We start from the raw sequence: 18,877 nt of genomic DNA, 5'->3' as shown, positions 1-18,877 counted from the left end.
GGCTTGAGACGCAATCTGGTTAATCGGGTGCCGCGGCGCGCCCGCGGGGCGGCGCCCTAGACGATCGCCTCGCGCCGCACCTTGAACCCGCACCCCTCGAGCGCCTCGATCAGCCCGTCGATCGCGGCCGCGTCGCGCGCCTCGCACTCGACCTCGATCAGCGTGTCCTTGGCGGGCAGCGCGGTGAACACGCGGTGGTGGTTGGTCTCGATGATGTTGACCCGGCATTCTTGGAACTTGGCGGTGATCGCGGCGAGCGCGCCGGGGCGGTCCTCGGCCTCGATCTTCAGCCGCGCGATCCGGCCCGCGCGCACCAGCTCGCGCACCAGCACGTTGGACAACAGGTGCGGGTCGATATTGCCCCCGCACAGGACGGTGCCGACCTTCTTGCCCGCATAGGCTTGCGGATCCGCGAGAAGATGCGCGAGCCCCGCCGCGCCCGCGCCCTCGACCACCGTCTTCTCGATCCCGACGAGCAGCGCGACGGCATGTTCGATCGCGGCTTCCTCGACCAGTTCGATCCGGTCGACCAGTTTGCCGATGATCGCGCGGGTGATCCGCCCCGGCTCCTTGACCGCGATCCCCTCGGCCAGCGTGTCGCCCCCCATCACGCTCGTCTTGCCCTCGAGGATGTTCTTCATCGCCGGGAACATCGCCGCCTCGACGCCGACGATCTCGATGTCGGGGTTGGCCGCGCGCGCGGCGATGGCGATGCCGCTCATCAGCCCGCCGCCGCCGATCGGCACCACGAGCACGTCGAGATCGGGCACCTTGGCGAGCATCTCGAGCCCGACCGTGCCCTGCCCGGCGATCACGTCGGGGTCGTCGAAGGGATGGACGAAGACATAGCCCTTCTCGTCCGCGAGCGCCTGCGCATGCGCATAGGCATCGTCGAACACCTTGCCCTCGAGCACCACGGTGGCGCCATGCCCCTCGGTCTGCTCGACCTTGATGGTCGGGGTCGCGGTCGGCATCACGATGGTCACCGGGATGCCGAGCCGCGCGCCGTGATAGGCCACCGCCTGCGCATGGTTGCCCGCCGAGGCCGCGATGACCCCGCGTTTCTTCTCTTCCTCGGTGAGCTGGCACAGCTTGTTGAGCGCGCCGCGCTCCTTGTATGCGGCGGTGAACTGGTAGTTCTCGAACTTGAGCCAGACCTCGGCCCCGATGAGCTCGCTCAGCGTACGCGACTTGGCCATCGGCGTCTTGACGACATGGCCCTCGATCCGCGCGGCGGCGGCGCGGACGTCCTCGACAGTGATTTCCCTCTCCATGCCCAGCCGCCTAGCCCTTTCGTTGGCGGTAGACAATGCTATGCGAGGGCATGACCAGAAAGCTCCTGCTCGCGGCCAGCGCCGCGCTCGCCCCCATCGTCCTCGGTGCCGCCCCGACGCAGGCCGACACGCTCTACGTCAATGCCGACGGGCTCCACGCCACCGCCGAGGGGACGCTCGAGCGCTTCGCCGCGATGCGGGTGGACGAGCGCGGCCGGATCGTGCGGCTCTACGCCCCCGGCGAAGCCCTCGATCCCGCGGCCGACGAGCGGGTCGACCTTGGCGGGGCGCATGTCCTGCCCGGGCTGATCGACGCGCATGGCCATGTCATGGGGCTGGGGCTCGCGCTGCTCCAGCTCGACCTTGGCGGGACCGCCTCGATCGAGGAACTGCAGCGCCGTGTCGCGGCCTATGCCGCCGCCAACCCCGACCTGCCGTGGATCGTCGGGCGCGGCTGGAACCAGGAACTGTTCGCCGAGGGGCGCTTTCCCACCGCTGCCGACCTCGACGCGGTGGTCGCCGACCGTCCGGTCTGGCTTGGCCGCGTCGACGGGCATGCCGCGGTGGGCAACAGCCGCGCGCTCGCCATCGCGGGGATCACCGCCGCCACCCCCGACCCCGAGGGCGGCGCGATCGAGCGGCTCGCCGACGGCAGCCCCGCCGGGGTCTTCATCGATACCGCCGAGGCGCTGGTGAACCAGCATATTCCCGCCCCCGACGCCGCCCTGTTCGACCGCGCGCTCGAGGCCGCCGAGCGCTTCATGCTCGCGAACGGGCTCACCGCGGTGGCCGACATGGGGACGAGCGTCGAGGACTGGCACGCGATGCGCCGCGCTGGCGATGCGGGCGAACTCGACGTGCGGATCATGAGCTATTCGGCCAATGTCGGCCCGGCGCAGGCGATCGCGGGCACCGCGCCGACCCCGTGGCTCTACGGCGACCGGCTGCGGATGGGCGGGGTGAAGCTCTATTCGGACGGCGCATTGGGCTCGCGCGGGGCGCTCCTGAAGGCCGATTACGCCGACCAGCATGGGCATCGCGGGCTGCCCGTCATGTCGCCCGCCGAACTGCGCGCGGCGGCCGACTGGGCCGCCGACCACGATTTCCAGCTCGCCATCCACGCGATCGGCGATGCCGCCAACGCCGAGGTGATCGCGATCCTCGAGGAGCTCGATGCCCCCGCCGAGCGGCACCGCATCGAGCATGTCCAGATCCTCGATCCCGCCGACCTCGGGCGGCTTGCCGAGGCGGGCATCATCGCCTCGATGCAGCCGGTGCACCAGACGTCGGACTGGCAGATGGCCGAGAAGCGGCTCGGGCCCGACCGGCTCGGCGGCGCCTATGCGTGGAAGAGCCTGCACGAGGCGGGCACCCGCCTCGCCTTCGGCTCCGATTTCCCGGTCGAGCATCCCAACCCCTTCGTCGGGCTCAAGGTCGCGGTCACCCGCGAGGACGCCAATGGCGCCCCGCGCGGGGGCTGGCGCGCGCACGAGGTGCTGAGCCTCGGGCAGGCGCTCGCGGGCTTCACACAGTGGGCCGCCTATGCGGGCGAGGCCAACGAGCGCTTCGGCGCGCTCGCCCCCGGGCGTCACGCAGACTTCATCATCGTCGATCGCGACATTTCGGCGGGCGACCCGCGCGCCATCGCCGACACGAAGGTGCTCGCCACCTATGTCGGGGGCGAGAAGGTCTGGAGCGCCGACTAGGCGGCGGGGGCGGGCGCCGGTTCGACTGGCGCCGCCTCGTCCTCGGCCCGCGCCTTCAGGAAGCGCAGCCGCCGCGCCAGCGCCACCGCCCCCCAGGCGAGCAGCCCGCCGACGATCCCGTCGAGCGCATAGTGCCAGCCCGAGGCGATGCTGAGCAGGAAGATGATCGCCGCATAGGCCGCCGCCGCGGGGCTGCGCCACAGCAGCGCGCCCCACACCACCGAGGCGACATGCATCGAGGGCATGGCGCTGATGCCGCCGCCGATCTCGGTGTCGTTGGCGAGGTAGGCGTTCCACAGATAGTCGACGAACATCCCCGCCGTCGCCGGGTCGATGCCCGCGAAGCGGTCGCCGAGGCCAAGCCGCTCGTAGAAGACCGGCCCGCCCGCGGGCACCAGCCACTGCACCAGCGGCGCGAAGATCCCCCACAGGATGAACCAGCCGCCGATGAAGGCATGGTCGCGCCGCGCCCGGACGAGCGAGACGGCGATGAACAGCGCCCAGCTCCAGTGGTAGACCACCATCAGGTGCCCGCCCTTGAGCCAGGCGAGATAGCGCCACGGATCGCCGAAGAAGAGCAGCGCATCCAGGTCGGCGAGCCATGAATCGGCGGTCAGCCCGAACTGGTTGAGCCACATCTTCATCGAGGAATAGCCCGCCATGCCCACCCCGGCGGCGAGCGCCAGCAGCAGCGTCCCGGGCACCTCGCGCAGCCCCTTGCCGCGCGCCAGCTGGAGGATCGCGAACAGGCCGACCGTGACGCCGGCGCAAACGACCCACAGGAGCAGCGCGCGGACGTGGAAATAATCCCACGCGATGGCCAGCGAGGGCAAGGTGCACAGCAGCGCCAGGGGCAGCCAGCGAGGAAACATGCAAGGGGTCCCGGACCGTGAAAATACCGGCCCCGAGGCTAGGCCCGCATGGTAAAGAAGCGCTTAAGGCGCGCGCGCCGCCTGCGCCCGCTGGACCAGCATCGAGGGGGTGAGGATCTGCGGCAGTTCCTCGGGCTTGCCCTCGCCCGGCGGATACCACAGATAGACCGGCACCGCCGCGCGCCCGCGCTCCTCGAGGAAACGGGTGATGCGGTCGTTGCCGTCGGTCCAGTCGGCGACGAAGACCGCGACATCGGCCGCCTCGAACGCGTCGCGCACCTCCTCGCGGTCGATCGCGATCTTCTCGTTGGCCTTGCAGGTGAGGCACCAGTCGGCGGTGAAATAGACGAACACCGGGCGCCCCGCCGCGCTCGCCGCCGCGACCCGCTCGGGCAACCAGGTCTGCGCGCCCGCCACCGCCTGCGTGCGCTGGATCGGCTCGGGCGGCAGGACGACCAGCCCGAGGACCGCGACCAGCACGCTGCCCGCGACCGCGTAGCGCAGCAGCCCGAGCCGCCGCCCGAGCAGCCCGAACATGCCGACCAGCAGCCCCAGCGCGACCAGCCCGCTGGTCAGCCCGATCGGCCCGGCGAGCCGCCACAGGAGCCACAGGCAGGCGAGCACCGTCGCCCCCATCGGAATCGCCAGGTAGCGCTTGAGCCGCGCCATCCACGGCCCCGGGCAGGGCAGCCGGTTGCGCAGCGCGGGCACGAAGCCGATCGCGAGGAAGGGCAATGCCAGCCCCAGCCCGAGCATCGCGAAGATGCCGATCGCGGCGGCCTCGGGCAGGATCAGCGCGGTCCCGAGCGCGGTGCCGAGGAAGGGCCCCGCGCAAGGCGTGGCGACGAAGGCGGCGAGCGCCCCCGTGCCGATCGAGGAGCGTGCCTCGATCCGCCCGCCGACGACCGGCAATTCGAACAGCCCGATGAGGTTCAGCGTGATCGCGGTGGCGAGCAGGAGCAGGACGAAGATCGTGCGCGGGTCCTGCAGCTGGAAGGCCCAGCCGACCGCATCGCCGCCCGCGCGCAGGAACAGCAACACTACCCCGAGCAACGCCGTGCCCCCCACCGCGCCCAGCGTGTAGCCGATCGCATCGCGCCGCGCGCGCGCCTCGTCGGTGCCGCTACTCGCGAGGTGGAGCGCCTTCATCGTCAGCACCGGGAAGACGCAGGGCATCAGGTTGAGGATGAGCCCGCCGATCAGCGCCCCGAACAGCGCGGCGAGGATTGCCGCGGGGCGGGTATCAGCGAGCGGGGTGCCCCCCGTCGGCACCGGCCCGCGCGTCGCGGTGAATTCGAGCCCCTGCCCCGTCCCCAGCTTGACGATGCCACCAATCTCGGCAGGCAAATCGGCGGGATCGGCGCGCGGGTGCAGCGCCAGTTCGGCGATCAACCGGTCGCCGTCGCGGCGGAAGACGGGCTCGACCGCGGTGTCGATGACGCGGTTCTGCGCGATGAACAGGTCGGGCTTGCCGAGCGCGAGGTCGGCGGGGATGGGCACCGCGATGCCGAGCCGCTCGCGGCTGGTCGCATAGTGCGCGTCGCCCGCCAGCGGGCGCGGCAGCGCGGCGCGCCAGCGCGCGAAATCCGCGTCGGTCGCGCCCTGCGGCGCGCCGCGCTCGACCACGGTGGCGAAGCTGCCGCGCTCGGGCACGCAGACCTTGTCGGTGCACGCCAGCCAGGTCGCGCGGCCGCGCACGGTGAAACTGTCGGGCGCATCGGCATCGGCGCGAATCTCGGTCAGCATCGCATGCTCGCCGCGATAGACGTAGCTGACCAGCCCCGCCGCCTCGTAGCGCATCGGCGTGGGGAAGCGGATCTCGCCCACCTCGACCCCCTCGGGCACGTCCCACTCGACAGCGAGCGGCAGCCCCGCATCGCCCGGGTTCTTCCAATAGCCGTGCCAGCCGGGTTCGGCCTCGAACACGATCGCCGCCTCGACCTTGCCGTCATGGAGCGCCCCGTCGACCTCGAGCCGCGGAGTGAGATGGGTCGAAGGCTGCGCGTGCGCGGGCAGCGCGGCGCAGAGCATGGCGAAGGCGAGGAACAGGCGCTGGATCACGGCCCCTGCCCTAGCCTGCCGCCGCCTCCTCGTCGAGATTGGGCGACAACCGCTTTTTGGCGGTAGCCATGTCGAGCCCGGCGCGCCGCGCATAGTCCTCGAGCTGGTCGACCCCGACCCGCGCGACCCCGAAATAGGCCGCGTCGCGATGCGCGAAATAAAAGCCCGAAACCGCGCTCGCGGGCCACATGGCGTGATTCTCGGTAAGCGTGATCCCCGCCGGGTTGCCGCCGAGCAGCTCGAACAGGATCGGCTTCAGCCCATGGTCGGGACAGGCCGGGTAGCCGGGCGCGGGGCGGATGCCGCGATAGGCTTCGGCGATCAGCTCCTCGTTGGTCAGCGCCTCGTCGGCGGCATAGCCCCATTGAGTGGTGCGGACATGCTGGTGGAGCCGCTCGGCGAAGGCCTCGGCGAGGCGGTCGGCGAGCGCCTTCAGCAGGATCGCGCGATAATCGTCCCCCGCCGCCTCGAACGCGCTGGCGCGCTCCTCGGCGCCGTGGATCGCCACCGCGAAGCCGCCGACATGATCGCCGTCCGCCGCGACGAAATCGGCGAGGCTCATGTTGGCGCGGCCCGCGCGCTTCTTCACCTGCTGGCGCAGCATCGGCAGCCGCGTGCCGCCATTGACCATCAGGTCATCGCCCTCGCGCCGCGCCTCCCACACCTGCGCCACCCCGCGCGCGGTCAGCCAATTTTCCGCGACGATCTCGTCGAGCATCGCCTGCGCGTCGGCGAACAGCGCGCGCGCCGCCGCGCCGACGACCTCGTCCTCGAGGATCGCGGGATAGGTGCCGTGCAGCTCCCACGCGCGAAAGAAGGGGGTCCAGTCGATCGCCGCGCGCAGGTCGGCGAGGTCCCAGCCGTCCCATTCGTGCCGCGCGAGGCTTTGCGGTGGCGGCGCGATGCCGTCGGGGTCGAGCGTGAAGCCATTCTCCAAGGCCTCGGCGTAGCTCGCCAGCGCGCGCTTGCCCTTGCCCGCGCGGCCCGCGCGGATCCGCGCATAGTCCGCCGCCACCTCGGCGGTGTAGGCCGCGCGCTCCTCGCCCATCAGCCTGGCCGCCACCCCGACCGCGCGGCTGGCGTCGTTGACGTGGATGACCGGGCCCGAAAAGGCGGGCGCGATCTTCAGCGCGCTATGCACCCGGCTGGTCGTCGCCCCGCCGATGAGCAGCGGCAGGCTCAGCCCCTCGCGCTCCATCTCGCTCGCATTGTGCACCATTTCATCGAGGCTCGGGGTGATCAGCCCCGACAGGCCGATGATGTCGACCTCGTGGTGCCGCGCCGCCGCGAGGATGTCGCTCCAGCCGACCATCACGCCGAGATCGACGATCTCGTAGCCGTTGCACTGGAGCACGACGCCGACGATATTCTTGCCGATATCGTGGACGTCGCCCTTCACGGTGGCGAGCAGGATCCTGCCCTTGGCGGCGCGCTTTTCGCCCGCATTCTCGGCCTCGATATGGGGCAGCAGCACCGCCACCGCCTTCTTCATCACCCGCGCCGACTTGACCACCTGCGGCAGGAACATCTTGCCCGCGCCGAACAGGTCGCCGACGCGGTTCATGCCGTCCATCAGCGGGCCCTCGATGACGTCGAGCGCGCGGTCCGCGCCCTGCCGCGCTTCCTCGACATCGGCCTCGATATGCGCGTCGAGCCCCTTCACCAGCGCATGTTCGAGCCGCTTCTCGACCCCCAGTGCGCGCCAGTTGTCGTCGCGCGCCGAGGCCCTGGCGCCCTGCCCCTGGTAGCGCTGCGCCAGCTCGATCAGCCGGTCGGTGGCCCCGTCGTGCCGGTCGAACAAGACGTCCTCGCAGGCGTCGCGCAATTCGGGGTCGATCTCGTCATAGACGTCGAGCTGCCCCGCATTGACGATCGCCATCGACAGGCCGGCGGGGATGGCGTGGTAGAGGAAGACGCTGTGCAGCGCACGGCGCACCGTCTCGTTGCCGCGGAACGAGAAGCTGAGGTTGGACAGCCCGCCCGAGATCTGAACGCCCGGGCATCGCGCCTTGATCTCCTTCACCGCCTCGATGAAATCCACGCCGTAGCGGCGATGTTCGTCGATCCCCGTCGCCACCGCGAAGATGTTGGGGTCGAAGATGATGTCGTGCGCGGGAAAGCCGTTGGCGACGAGCAGGTCGTAGGCGCGCTTGCAGATCGCGACCTTGCGATCCTTGCTGTCGGCCTGGCCTTCCTCGTCGAAGGCCATCACCACCACCGCCGCGCCATAGTCGCGCACCCGGGCGGCGAGCCGGAGGAAATCCTCCTCGCCCTCCTTCAGGCTGATCGAATTGACGATCGGCTTGCCCGGCACGCAGCGCAGTCCCGCCTCGATCACCGCCCACTTGGAGCTGTCGACCATCACCGGCACGCGGGCGATATCGGGTTCGGCGGCGATGCGCTTGAGGAAGGTCGCCATCGCCTCGGCGCCGTCCAAGAGCGCCTCGTCCATGTTGACGTCGATCACCATCGCGCCATTTTCGACCTGCTGGCGCGCGACCTCGACCGCGGCCTCGTAATCGCCCTTCAGGATGAGCTTCTTGAAGCGTGCCGACCCGGTGACGTTGGTCCGCTCGCCGATCATCACGAAGCGGCTGGCATCGAGGGTCATGCGCGCACCTCGAGCGGTTCGAGCCCCGCCAGCAGCATCGCCTCGGGCGGATCGGCGAGGCGGCGCGGCGCCACCCCCTCGACCGCCTTTGCGATCGCGGCGATATGCTCGGGCGTCGTCCCGCAGCAGCCGCCGACGATGTTGACCAGCCCCTCGGCAAGCCAGTCGTCGACCTGCGCGCGCGTCTCGCCCGGGCCTTCGTCATAGTCGCCGAGATCGTTGGGCAGCCCGGCATTGGGATAGGCCATCACCAGCGTATCGGCGCGGGCGCTCAGCACCTTCAAATGCGGGCGCAGCGCCTCGGCACCGAACGAGCAGTTGAGCCCGATCGTCAGCGGCGCGGCATGGCGCACGCTCGCCCAGAGGGCCTCGACCGTATGCCCCGACAGGTTGCGCCCCGACAGGTCGGTCAGCGTCATCGACAGCATGATCGGCAACTCGCGGCCCAGCGCGCGCTCGACGTTCCGGACCGCCATGATCCCCGCCTTAGCGTTCAGCGTGTCGAAGATCGTCTCGATCAGGATGAAATCGACCCCGCCCTCGGCGAGGCTGCGCACCTGTTCCTCATAGACCCGCACCACCTCCTCGAACCCGACCTCGCGGTAGCCGGGATCGGCGACGTCGGGCGAGAGCGACAGCGTCTTGTTGGTCGGCCCCACCGCGCCCGCGACGAAGCGCGGCATGCCGTCCGCGGCGAAGCGATCGGCGACGCGGCGCACGATCGCCGCGCCTTCGACGTTGATGTCGTGAACCAGCGCCTCGGCGCCATAGTCGGCCTGGCTGATCGCATTGGCGTTGAAGCTGTTGGTCGCCAGGACGTGCGCCCCTGCCTCGGCATAAGCGGCGCAGATCGCCTCGACCGCGTCCGGCTGGGTCAGGTTGAGGAGGTCGTTGTTGCCGCGCTGCTCGCGTGTCAGCGCGACCGCCCCGCGAAACTGCGCCTCGCCCAGCCCGAGCCGCTGGATCGCGGTGCCATAGGCGCCGTCCTTGACCAGCACCCGCTCCTTCGCGAGCGCGCGCAGTTCCGCGGCCTTGCTCATGCGATCACCCCCGGCTGCACCCCGAGCAGGCGGCAGATGGCATAGGACAGGTTGGCGCGGTTCAGGGTGTAGAAGTGGAAATGCCGCACCCCGCCGGCATAGAGCTGCCCGCACAATTCGGCCGCGATCGTCGCCGCGACAAGTTCGCGCGCCGCCGGATTGTCGTCGAGCCCCTCGAAGCGTGCTTCCATCCACGCGGGGATCTGGGTGCCGCACAGCCCTGCGAACTTGCGCGTCTGCGCCACGTTCGAGACGGGCAGGATGCCCGGCACCAGCTCGATGTCGCGCCCGCGCGCGGCCAGCGCGTCACGCAGGCGGAAGAAGGGCGCGGGGTTGAAGAAGAACTGGCTGATCGCGCGGCTCGCGCCCGCGTCGATCTTGCGCAAGAGGTGGTCGAGATCGGCCTCGAAGCTGAGCGCCTCGGGATGGCATTCGGGATAGGCGGCGACCGAAATGTCGAAGTCGGCGACTTGCCGCAGCCCCGCGACCAGCTCGGCGGCATTGGCATAGCCCTGGGGGTGGGGCGCGAAGGGCTCGCCCTCGGGCGGATCGCCGCGCAGCGCGACGATATGGCGCACGCCCGCGTCCCAATAGTCGCGCGCGATGGCCTGCACCTCGTCGCGGCTCGCGCCGACGCAGGTCAGGTGCGCCGCGGGGGTGAGGCTGGTCTCCTCGACGATCCGCTTGACCGTCGCGTGGGTGCGCGCGCGCGTCGAGCCGCCCGCGCCATAGGTCACCGACACGAAGCGGGGCCCAAGCGGTGCCAGTCGCTCGATCGAGGACCACAGCTTCGCGTTCATCTGCTCGCTCTTGGGCGGAAAGAATTCGAAGCTGACGTCGATATCGCCGTCGGGGCGCGCGAATAGCGGCGGCGGCGCGTCGGCGGTGGTATCGGTCATGCCGCTCTCCGCTTCGCCTTGCCCGGACGATCGGCGGTCCACACCGCCACGGTCAGCTCGCCCCCCGCGACCTTCGCGGGCGGGCGCGGCGCCAGCCCCGCCAGCTTGATCAGCTGCTCGATCGCCTCGTCGGCGAAGCCGAGCCGCTGGTGGCCGTGGTCGCGGCGCAGCTCCTCGCGGCCGTGCGCCTCGAAATCGACCAGCACCAGCCGCCCGCCGGGGCCGAGGATGCGCGCCGCCTCGTCGATCGCGGCGCGCGGCTGGTGCGCGAAATGCAGCACCTGGTGGAGGATCACCGTGTCGGCATGGCCGTCGGGCAGCGGCAGCGCGAACATGTCACCCTGCCGCAGGCTCGCGCGCACCGCCTCCCCCGCCGCCTCCAGCCGTACCCGCGCGATCCGCAGCATGTCGGGCGACCGGTCGATCCCGACCGCCTCGCTGGCGCCGGGGGCGAACAGTTCGAGCATCCGCCCGGTGCCGGTCCCGACATCGACCAGCCGCCCCAGCGGGCGCCCCGCGAGCGCGGCGACAATCGCCGCCTCGACCTCTTCCTCGGGCGCATGCAGCGCGCGCAGCAGCTCCCACTGCTCGCTGCGCGCGTTGAACCAGCGGCTCGCGGTCTCGGCGCGCTCGATGCGGATCGCCTCGAGCCGCCGCGCATCGGCGGCGACCGCGCGCGCGGTCGCGCCCCCCGCCGCCGCCATCAGCGCACGCACCGGCGAGCCTTCGGGCAGGTCGAGCGTCACGAAGGTCCACGCGCCTTCCTTGCGGCGCGTCACGATTCCCGCCTCGTCGAGGATTCGCAAGTGGCGCGAGACGCGCGGTTGCGACTGGCCGAGCGCCTGCGCGATCTCGCCCACGGTCAGCTCCATCTCGGTCAGCAGGAAACAGATCCGCAACCGGCTTTCATCCGCGAGCGCCTGGAAAAGCGCCAAGAGATCAATCTCGTCGGCCATCGCTTAAAGGCATAAGGAAATCTTTATGTCTCGCAAGTGAGAATTTCACCGGCGCCCGTGGACGGCCGATGTGAAAAGATCATTGCGCCACCGATGCCAGTGGACTAAATCAGTGCGCAGGCCCGCCCCTAGCGATAGGAGCGGGTCGTGCCTTGTGCGCGCGTTGAGCGGGCACGCTAACAAGGAATGGAATACATTATGAAGAAGGTTGCTCTGACTGCTGCCGTCCTGGCCCTCGGCCTCGCGGCTTGCGAAGCCCAGACCGACGAAACCGTCGAAACCAACATCGAAGAAACCGGTGAAGCCATGGAAGCGGACGCTGAAGCCGCTGGCGAAGCCGTCGAAGGCGAAGCCGAAGAAGCCATCGCCGAGATGGACGAAGCTGCGACCGACGTCGAAGCTGCCGTCGAAGGCGAAACCGAAACGGAAGCCGCTGCCGACTAACTGGCTGCCTTCCACCTTCGGGTGAGATCAGGGTCGTCCGGTTCGCCGGGCGGCCCTTTTCTTTTGCGCGGCAAGCTGCGCTAGGATCGCGCGCATGAGTCGCGCGCTCCTCTTGATCCCCGCCATTGCGCTCGCCGCCTGCGCGCGCGAGCCCGATCCGCCGCCGCGCCCCGACGCCGCGGCGAGCGAGCGTCTGGCCTCGATCGAGGCGCGACTCGATGCTGCCGAGGCGGCCGACCCCGCGCCGCCGCGCGAGGCACAAGAAAAAGGGCCGGACACCGCAGTGCCCGACCCCCTTTCTTCCGACTGAGCAGTCGGCGGTAAGACTTAGAAGTCCATGCCGCCCATGCCGCCCATGCCGCCCATGCCACCGGGCATGCCGCCGGCACCGGCCTTGTCGTCGCTCGGCAGCTCGGCCACCGTGGCTTCGGTGGTGATGAGCAGCCCGGCGACCGAGGCCGCGTCCTGCAGCGCGGTGCGCACGACCTTGGTCGGGTCGACGACGCCCGCCGAGACGAGGTTCTCGTAGGTGTCGTTGGCGGCGTTGAAGCCCAGCGTCTCGTCGTTGCCGTCGATCAGCTTGCCCGCGACCACCGCGCCGTCGAACCCGGCGTTCGAGGCAATCTGGCGCACCGGCGCCTGCAGCGCGCGGCGCACGATGTCGATGCCGCGGGTCTGGTCCTCGTTCTCGCCCGACAGCCCGTCGAGCGACTTGGTGGCATAGAGCAGCGCGGTACCGCCGCCCGGGACGATGCCTTCCTCGACCGCGGCGCGGGTGGCGTGGAGCGCGTCGTCGACGCGGTCCTTGCGTTCCTTCACCTCGACCTCGGTGGCCCCGCCGACCTTGATCACGGCGACGCCGCCGGCCAGCTTGGCGAGCCGTTCCTGCAGCTTCTCGCGGTCATAGTCCGAGCTGGTGTTCTCGATCTGCTGGCGGATCGCGGCGGTGCGCGCCTCGATCGCGTCCTTGGCACCCGCGCCGTCGACGATGGTCGTGTTGTCCTTGTCGATGCTGACGCGCTTGGCGGTGCCGAGCATGTTGAGGTTCACATTCTCGAGCTTGATGCCGAGATCCTCGGAGACCATCTCGCCGCCGGTCAGGATGGCGATGTCCTCGAGCATCGCCTTGCGACGATCGCCGAAGCCCGGCGCCTTGACCGCCGCGACCTTGAGGCCGCCGCGCAGCTTGTTGACGACCAGCGTGGCGAGCGCCTCGCCCTCGATGTCCTCGGCGATGATCAGCAGCGGGCGACCCGACTGGACGACGCTCTCGAGGATCGGGAGCATAGCCTGCAGGTTCGACAGCTTCTTCTCGTGGATCAGGATATAGGGGTCGTTGAGTTCGACCAGCATCTTTTCCGGATCGGTGATGAAGTAGGGCGAGAGGTAGCCGCGGTCGAACTGCATGCCCTCGACGACGTCGAGTTCGAACTCGAGCCCCTTGGCCTCCTCGACGGTGATGACGCCTTCCTTGCCGACCTTGTCCATCGCCTCGGCGATCTTCTCGCCGACCTCGCGGTCGCCGTTGGCCGAGATGATGCCGACCTGCGCGACTTCGTCCGACCCCGCGACCGGCTTGGAGCGGTTCTTGAGGTCCTCGACCACCTTGGTGACGGCGAGGTCGATACCGCGCTTCAGATCCATCGGGTTCATGCCCGCGGCGACCGACTTCATGCCCTCGCGCACGATCGACTGCGCCAGCACGGTCGCGGTGGTGGTGCCGTCACCGGCGATGTCGTTGGTCTTCGAGGCCACTTCGCGCAGCATCTGCGCGCCCATGTTCTCGAACTTGTCCTTGAGCTCGATTTCCTTGGCGACGCTGACACCGTCCTTGGTGATGCGCGGCGCGCCGAAGCTCTTCTCGATGACGACGTTGCGCCCCTTGGGGCCGAGCGTGACCTTGACGGCATCGGCGAGGATGTCGACGCCCTTCAGCACGCGTTCGCGGGCGTCCCGCCCGAATTTCACTTCCTTGGCAGCCATGGTGGATTGCCTTTCTCTTGGTCTGGAATACTCAGAGGGGAAAGCGGTCGGCTCAGCTGACGATGCCGAGGATGTCGCTTTCCTTCATGATGATCAGGTCTTCGCCGTCGATCTTGACTTCGGTGCCCGACCATTTGCCGAACAGGATCTTGTCACCGGCCTTGACGTCGAGCGGGGTCACCTTGCCGTCCTCGGCCTTGGCCCCCGAGCCGACGGCGACGACTTCGCCTTCCTGCGGCTTTTCCTTGGCGCTGTCGGGGATGATGATCCCCCCGGCGGTCTTCTCGTCGGCCTCGACACGGCGGACGAGGACACGGTCATGAAGCGGTTTGAAACCCATGGTTTCCTCTGCTTTCTCAGTTGTTGAACTCTTGGCTCGACGACTGGCACTCTCGCGCGGAGAGTGCCAGCGCTGGCAGCGCATTTGGGATGCGCCCGGCAACGAGTCAACCGCTGGCCCGGCAGTTTTTTTGCCCCGCCGGGGGAGGCGCCGGCTAGGCCGCGCGCGCGACCGTCAGCCCGAGCCGCTCGCGCCGGCTCCAGCGCCCCGCCATCAGCACCGCCACGATCGCCAGCCCGATCGCGAGCCCCGACCAGATGCCGACCCCGTCCCAGCCCTGCGCGAAGGCGAGCCAGACGCCGACGCCGATGCCGATCAGCCAGTAACCGACGAAGGTGAAGATCATCGGCACCTTGGTGTCGTGGATGCCGCGCAGCGCGCCCGCGCCGGCGACCTGCGCGCCGTCGACCAGCTGGAAGATCGCCGCCACCCCGAGATAGGTCACCCCGAGCGCGATCACCGCCGCATTCTCGGCGGTGTCCTCGAGGAAGATGGTGATGAGCGCGCGCGGGAAGGTGAGCATCACCACCGCCATCACCGCCATGAACCCGACCGCCAGCGCCCAGCCGGTCCAGCCCGCGCGCCCGATCCCCGCATGGTCCTGCCGCCCGTACATGATGCCCACGCGCACCGTCGCCGCCTGGCTGATCCCCCACGGCACCATGAACGAGAGCGCCGCGATCTGGAGCGCGACCGAATGCGCCGCCAGCTCGGCCTCGCCGATCAGCCCCATGAGGTAGGCGGCGGCCGAGAACACCCCGCCCTCGAACCCGAGCGCCAGCCCGATCGGCAGCCCGAGCCGCCACATCTCGCGATAGCGCGGCCAGTCGGGGCGCCAGAAGCGCCCGAACAGGTGGAAGCGGCGGAACTGCCGGTCGCGCGCGACGACGAGGCTGAGCAGCGCGGCGAGGATCGTCCAGGTGATGGTCCCCGCCAGCCCGCCCCCGAACACCCCCAGCTCGGGCAGCCCGAAGGCGCCGAAGATCAGCCCGTAGCCGAAGAAGGCGTTGAGCCCGACCCCGAGCACGCTCATCACCAGCACCCAGCCCGGGCGCTCGAGCGCGGCGACGAAATTGCGCAGCGTCTGGAAGAAGAGGAAGGGAAGCAGCGACCACATGTAGCCGCGCAGGAAGGTCTGCGCGATGCCCGCCAGTTCGGGCTCCTGCCCGAGCGCGACGATGATCGGCCGGGCATGCCAGGTGACCGCCCAGAAGGGGACGACGTAGGTGATCACCATCCACACCGACTGGCGGAAGCTGCGCCGCACGTCGGTGACGCTGCGCAGCTTGCGCCCGAGCGCGCTCGCCATCATCGGCGAGGCCGCGGTGACCAGCCCGAGCGCGATCAGCGAGAAGGCGAAATAGAGGTTCACCGCCAGCGCCACCCCGGCGATCGCGGTCGGCCCGACCTTGCCCATCAGCCACACGTCGGTCGCGTTGATCGAGGCCATCGTCAGGTTCGACAGGATGAGCGGCCAGGCGAGCCGCAGCGTGGCGCGCAGTTCGTTTCGCCAGGGATGGACTTGAGGGATGGCCGCGGCGCGCATGGCCAACGCCGCTAGCCACCCGCCGCGCGTGCGTCCAGCGAATAAGGGTGGAGCCGCGCGGCGCGCCTGCCTAAGGTGGCGGCGAACCCCCGTCGAGGAGAGAAGATCGTGAGTTTCGCCCGCGCCCTGTGGAAGCTGCTGGTCGGGATCAAGGACGCGCTGGCGCTCCTGCTCCTGCTCCTGTTCTTCGCGCTGCTCTACGCCGCGCTGCGCGGGACCCCCGACCCGGTGCTCGGCGAGGGCGTGCTGGTGGTCGACCTCGACGGGATCGTGGTCGAGGAAGCCGCCCCCGCCGCCCCCTTCGCCACGCTCACCGGGCAGCCGGTGCTGCGCGAATGGGCGCTGCCCGACCTGCTCGCCGCGCTCGCGGCGGCCAAGGACGACGACCGCGTCGCCGCGGTCGCGCTCGACCTCGACGGGTTCCTCGGCGGCGGCCAGCCGGCGATGGAGGAGCTGGGCGAGGCGATCGCCGCGCTCGAGGCGGCGGGCAAGCCCGTCAGCGCCTTCGCCACCGGCTATGTCGGCGACAGCTACCAGCTCGCCGCGCACGCCAGCGAGATCCACCTCAACCCGCTCGGCGCGGTCGGGCTCGCCGGCCCGGGCGGCAGCCAGCTCTATTTCGCCGACCTGCTCGACCGCCTCGGGGTGACCGCCAACATCTACCGCGTCGGCACCTACAAGGCCGCGATCGAACCCTTCACCCGCTCCTCGATGTCGGACGAGGCGCGCGAGAACATGCGCGCGCTGGTCGAGACCCTCGGCGAGCAATGGCGCGACGATGTGCGCGCCGCGCGTCCCGCCGCGCAGATCGATCTCGCGCTCGACGATCCGGTCGCCGCCTTCGGGGGCTCGACCGACCTTGCCGAACGCGCGCGCGAACTGGGGCTCGTCGACACGCTCTCGAGCCGCGCCGCGTGGCACGCGCGGCTCGCCGAGCTGGGGGGCGAGGACGAGGACGCGACGGGCGGCTTCGCGCGCATCGAGCTGGCCGACTATATCGCGCTCGAGACCCCGCGCGAGCGGGGCGGCGAGATCGGCATCGTCACCGTGGCGGGCAATATCGTCGACGGCACCGCCGCCCCCGGCACCGCCGCGGGCGAGAGCCTCGTCAAGGCGATCGAGGCGGCGGACAAGCGCGATCTTTCGGCGCTGGTCGTGCGGATCGACAGCCCCGGGGGCTCGGCGCTCGCCTCAGAACGCATCCGCGTCGCGCTCGAGGAGCTCAAGGCCGAGAAGGACATCCCGGTCATCGCCAGCTTCGGCACCTACGCGGCGAGCGGCGGCTATTGGATCGCCACCGCCGCCGACGAGATCGTCGCCCCCACCGCCACGCTGACCGGGTCGATCGGCGTGTTCGCGGTGCTGCCCAGCTTCGAGGGCACGCTCGACAAGGTCGGGGTCGGGGTCGACGGGGTGCGCACCACCCCGCTGTCGGGCGAGCCCGACCTGCTCGCGGGCCCCTCCGCGGCGGCCGACGCGCTGTTCCAGGCCGGGGTCGAGAGCACCTATGCGCGCTTCCTCGCGCTGGTCGCCGCTTCGCGCGAGCTGCCGGTCGAGCGCGTCGCGCAGATCGCCGAGGGGCGCGTCTGGGACGGCGGCACCGCGCGCCAGCTCGGGCTGGTCGACCGGTTCGGGGGGCTCGATACCGCCATCGCGCTCGCCGCCGAGGCCGCGGGGATCGAGGGCGAGCCCAGCCTCCACTGGATCGAGCGCGAGCGCGGGGTCGCCGCCCGGCTCGCCGAACTGCTGGGCGCCGAGGCCCCCGAGCCGAGCAGGACCGATGCGTTCGCCCGGCTCGCGGGGCACCCCGACGCGCTGCTGGTGCGCGCGCTCGTCACGCTCGAGGAACTGCTCGCCGGGCCGAGCCTGCAGGCGCGCTGCCTCGAATGCGTGCCCCCCACCGCCCCCGCCCCGCGGGCAGCGGCGGCGGCGCGCGAGCGCTGGCTCGCGCGGCTCGCCGACTAGGGGAAATATTTGGCGAACATCTGGTCGTAATAGGTGACCAGCGGCGCCTCGGGATCGACCGTGCGCAGGATGGCGATGGCATCGTCGAACAGCGCCTGCCCGGTCATGAACAGCACCACCCCGTCACCGGTCTCGGGTTCGAACCAGACCTGCGCATGTTCGGCCACGTCGTTGCCGCTGTGGTGGACGATGGTGCGCGTGTCGCTCCCGAACAGCGCCCAGCCGAGCCCGAAGCCGAGCGGGTCGGGACAGTCGGCCACCTCGCAGGCATAGCCTGACCCCGGGGTGTCGTCGCGCGCCGCCAGCCGCATGCGCGCCGCCACCAGCGCGGGGTCGAGCCCCGTCCCCGCGCCGATCCCGGCGAGGAGCTTGGCGTAGCCGGGGACGGTGGCGTAGAGATTGTCGGCGGCCGACACCTCGCCCGGGGCGATGATGTCGCCGCCCTCGTAACGCAGGAAGGCGGGGAGCCACCCGCCCGTGGCATCGACCCCCTGCGCCATCGGCGCGACATGCGGCGCGCGCACCACCTCGACCTCCTCGACCCCGAGCGGGGCGAACAGGTAGCGCTCGACCAGCGCCGGATAGGGCTCGCCGAAGCGCGCCTCGAGATAGGCGCGCAGCATCTCGATCGCGGCGCCCGAATAGCGGATGCGCCCGTCGCCCGGGGTCGCGACGAACGCCAGCTTGCCGTCGGGATAGTCCGAGGCCCAGTTGCGCAGCCCCGACTGGTGCGACAGCACGCGGCGCGGGGTCAGCAGCGCGGCGCGCGGATCGTCGGCAAGGTCGGGGTGGACGTGATGGTCGACGAGCGGGTCGTCGAGCCCGAGCCGGCCCGCCGCGACGAGCCGGAGCACGGTCTCGGCGAGCACCGTCTTGGCGACCGAGGCGGCGTTGAACCAGGTCGCGTCGTCGGCCGCCACCCCGGGCGCGCGCGCGCCCGCATAGGCGGTCCACGCGACCCGCCCGCCCTCGATCCGCGCCAGCCCGATCGCCCCCACCTCGGGCTGCGCCGCGATCGCCGCGAGCCGCGCGGTCACCGCGGCGGGGGCCGCGTCGGCAACCGGCGGCGGGGCCGGCGCGCGCGCGGCCTCGACGGCGGGGGCCACGCAGCCGCCGAGCGCGGCGGCGGCGGTGATGGCGGTGGCGGCGAGCAGGAAGGGACGCGAACGCATGCAGGGAC

15 protein-coding genes are annotated in these 18,877 nt (G+C 70.7%); 4 read left to right on the top strand and 11 right to left on the bottom strand.

Going from position 1 to position 18,877, the window contains the following annotated elements; translation table 11 throughout:
* Window positions 1-56: 56 nt before the first annotated feature.
* A complete protein-coding gene (locus L8951_RS07730; RefSeq protein ID WP_244382412.1) occupies window positions 57-1,274 on the bottom strand; it encodes a threonine ammonia-lyase in 1,218 nt (405 codons plus the stop codon).
* Window positions 1,275-1,324: 50 nt separating this feature from the next.
* Between L8951_RS07730 and L8951_RS07725 the strand changes: the two genes are divergently transcribed.
* Window positions 1,325-2,980, top strand: a complete 1,656-nt coding sequence (locus L8951_RS07725; protein WP_244382411.1) for an amidohydrolase — start codon at window positions 1,325-1,327, stop codon at window positions 2,978-2,980.
* Here L8951_RS07725 and L8951_RS07720 read toward each other — a convergent pair.
* The 6 genes from L8951_RS07720 to L8951_RS07695 form a co-directional block, all read right to left on the bottom strand.
* Complete coding sequence (locus tag L8951_RS07720) at window positions 2,977-3,852, bottom strand: phosphatase PAP2 family protein (RefSeq protein WP_244382410.1); 876 nt, start codon at window positions 3,850-3,852, stop codon at window positions 2,977-2,979. The genes L8951_RS07725 and L8951_RS07720 overlap by 4 nt on opposite strands.
* Window positions 3,853-3,915: 63 nt before the next feature.
* On the bottom strand, window positions 3,916-5,913 hold the full coding sequence (locus L8951_RS07715) for a protein-disulfide reductase DsbD family protein (protein ID WP_244382409.1): 1,998 nt from the start codon (window positions 5,911-5,913) through the stop codon (window positions 3,916-3,918).
* Between the two features lie 10 nt (window positions 5,914-5,923).
* A complete protein-coding gene (gene metH, locus L8951_RS07710) occupies window positions 5,924-8,524 on the bottom strand; it encodes a methionine synthase (protein WP_244382408.1) in 2,601 nt (866 codons plus the stop codon).
* Complete coding sequence (locus tag L8951_RS07705; protein WP_244382407.1) at window positions 8,521-9,564, bottom strand: homocysteine S-methyltransferase family protein; 1,044 nt, start codon at window positions 9,562-9,564, stop codon at window positions 8,521-8,523. Before L8951_RS07705 ends, metH begins: the two co-directional genes overlap by 4 nt.
* Window positions 9,561-10,463: a methylenetetrahydrofolate reductase [NAD(P)H] gene (gene metF, locus L8951_RS07700; protein WP_244382406.1), complete on the bottom strand. Its 903-nt coding sequence runs from the start codon at window positions 10,461-10,463 to the stop codon at window positions 9,561-9,563. The genes L8951_RS07705 and metF overlap by 4 nt, the downstream gene beginning before the upstream one ends.
* Window positions 10,460-11,419 carry an ArsR/SmtB family transcription factor gene (locus tag L8951_RS07695; protein ID WP_244382405.1) on the bottom strand — a complete coding sequence of 320 codons (960 nt, stop codon included), beginning with the start codon at window positions 11,417-11,419 and terminating at the stop codon, window positions 10,460-10,462. Before L8951_RS07695 ends, metF begins: the two co-directional genes overlap by 4 nt.
* 198 nt (window positions 11,420-11,617) lie before the next feature.
* Between L8951_RS07695 and L8951_RS07690 the strand changes: the two genes are divergently transcribed.
* Together L8951_RS07690 and L8951_RS07685 are read left to right on the top strand one after the other, a co-directional pair.
* Window positions 11,618-11,863, top strand: coding sequence for a hypothetical protein (locus L8951_RS07690; RefSeq protein WP_244382404.1), 246 nt, complete (start codon window positions 11,618-11,620; stop codon window positions 11,861-11,863).
* A gap of 94 nt (window positions 11,864-11,957) precedes the next feature.
* Complete coding sequence (locus L8951_RS07685; protein WP_244382403.1) at window positions 11,958-12,173, top strand: hypothetical protein; 216 nt, start codon at window positions 11,958-11,960, stop codon at window positions 12,171-12,173.
* 17 nt (window positions 12,174-12,190) lie between these two features.
* Here L8951_RS07685 and groL read toward each other — a convergent pair whose 3' ends face one another.
* The 3 genes from groL to L8951_RS07670 all read right to left on the bottom strand — a co-directional run bounded on the left by groL (window position 12,191) and on the right by L8951_RS07670 (window position 15,732).
* Window positions 12,191-13,846, bottom strand: coding sequence for a chaperonin GroEL (gene groL, locus L8951_RS07680; protein ID WP_244382402.1), 1,656 nt, complete (start codon window positions 13,844-13,846; stop codon window positions 12,191-12,193).
* Window positions 13,847-13,898: 52 nt separating this feature from the next.
* Entirely contained in the window at window positions 13,899-14,186 is a 288-nt protein-coding gene (gene groES / locus L8951_RS07675) for a co-chaperone GroES (RefSeq protein ID WP_244382401.1), read from the bottom strand.
* A 154-nt stretch (window positions 14,187-14,340) separates the two neighbouring features.
* Window positions 14,341-15,732 carry an MATE family efflux transporter gene (locus tag L8951_RS07670; protein ID WP_244382400.1) on the bottom strand — a complete coding sequence of 464 codons (1,392 nt, stop codon included), beginning with the start codon at window positions 15,730-15,732 and terminating at the stop codon, window positions 14,341-14,343.
* Window positions 15,733-15,840: 108 nt separating this feature from the next.
* Between L8951_RS07670 and sppA the strand changes: the two genes are divergently transcribed.
* On the top strand, window positions 15,841-17,697 hold the full coding sequence (sppA, locus tag L8951_RS07665; protein ID WP_244382399.1) for a signal peptide peptidase SppA: 1,857 nt from the start codon (window positions 15,841-15,843) through the stop codon (window positions 17,695-17,697).
* Here sppA and L8951_RS07660 read toward each other — a convergent pair.
* Window positions 17,694-18,869, bottom strand: coding sequence for a serine hydrolase domain-containing protein (locus L8951_RS07660; RefSeq protein ID WP_244382398.1), 1,176 nt, complete (start codon window positions 18,867-18,869; stop codon window positions 17,694-17,696). The two genes, sppA and L8951_RS07660, sit on opposite strands and share 4 nt — an antisense overlap.
* Window positions 18,870-18,877 lie beyond the last annotated feature (8 nt).

The sequence above is a fragment of the Sphingomicrobium astaxanthinifaciens genome, from assembly GCF_022865105.1.
Classification (GTDB): Bacteria; Pseudomonadota; Alphaproteobacteria; order Sphingomonadales; family Sphingomonadaceae; genus Sphingomicrobium; species Sphingomicrobium astaxanthinifaciens.
This window is presented reverse-complemented; position numbering and strand designations above follow the sequence as displayed.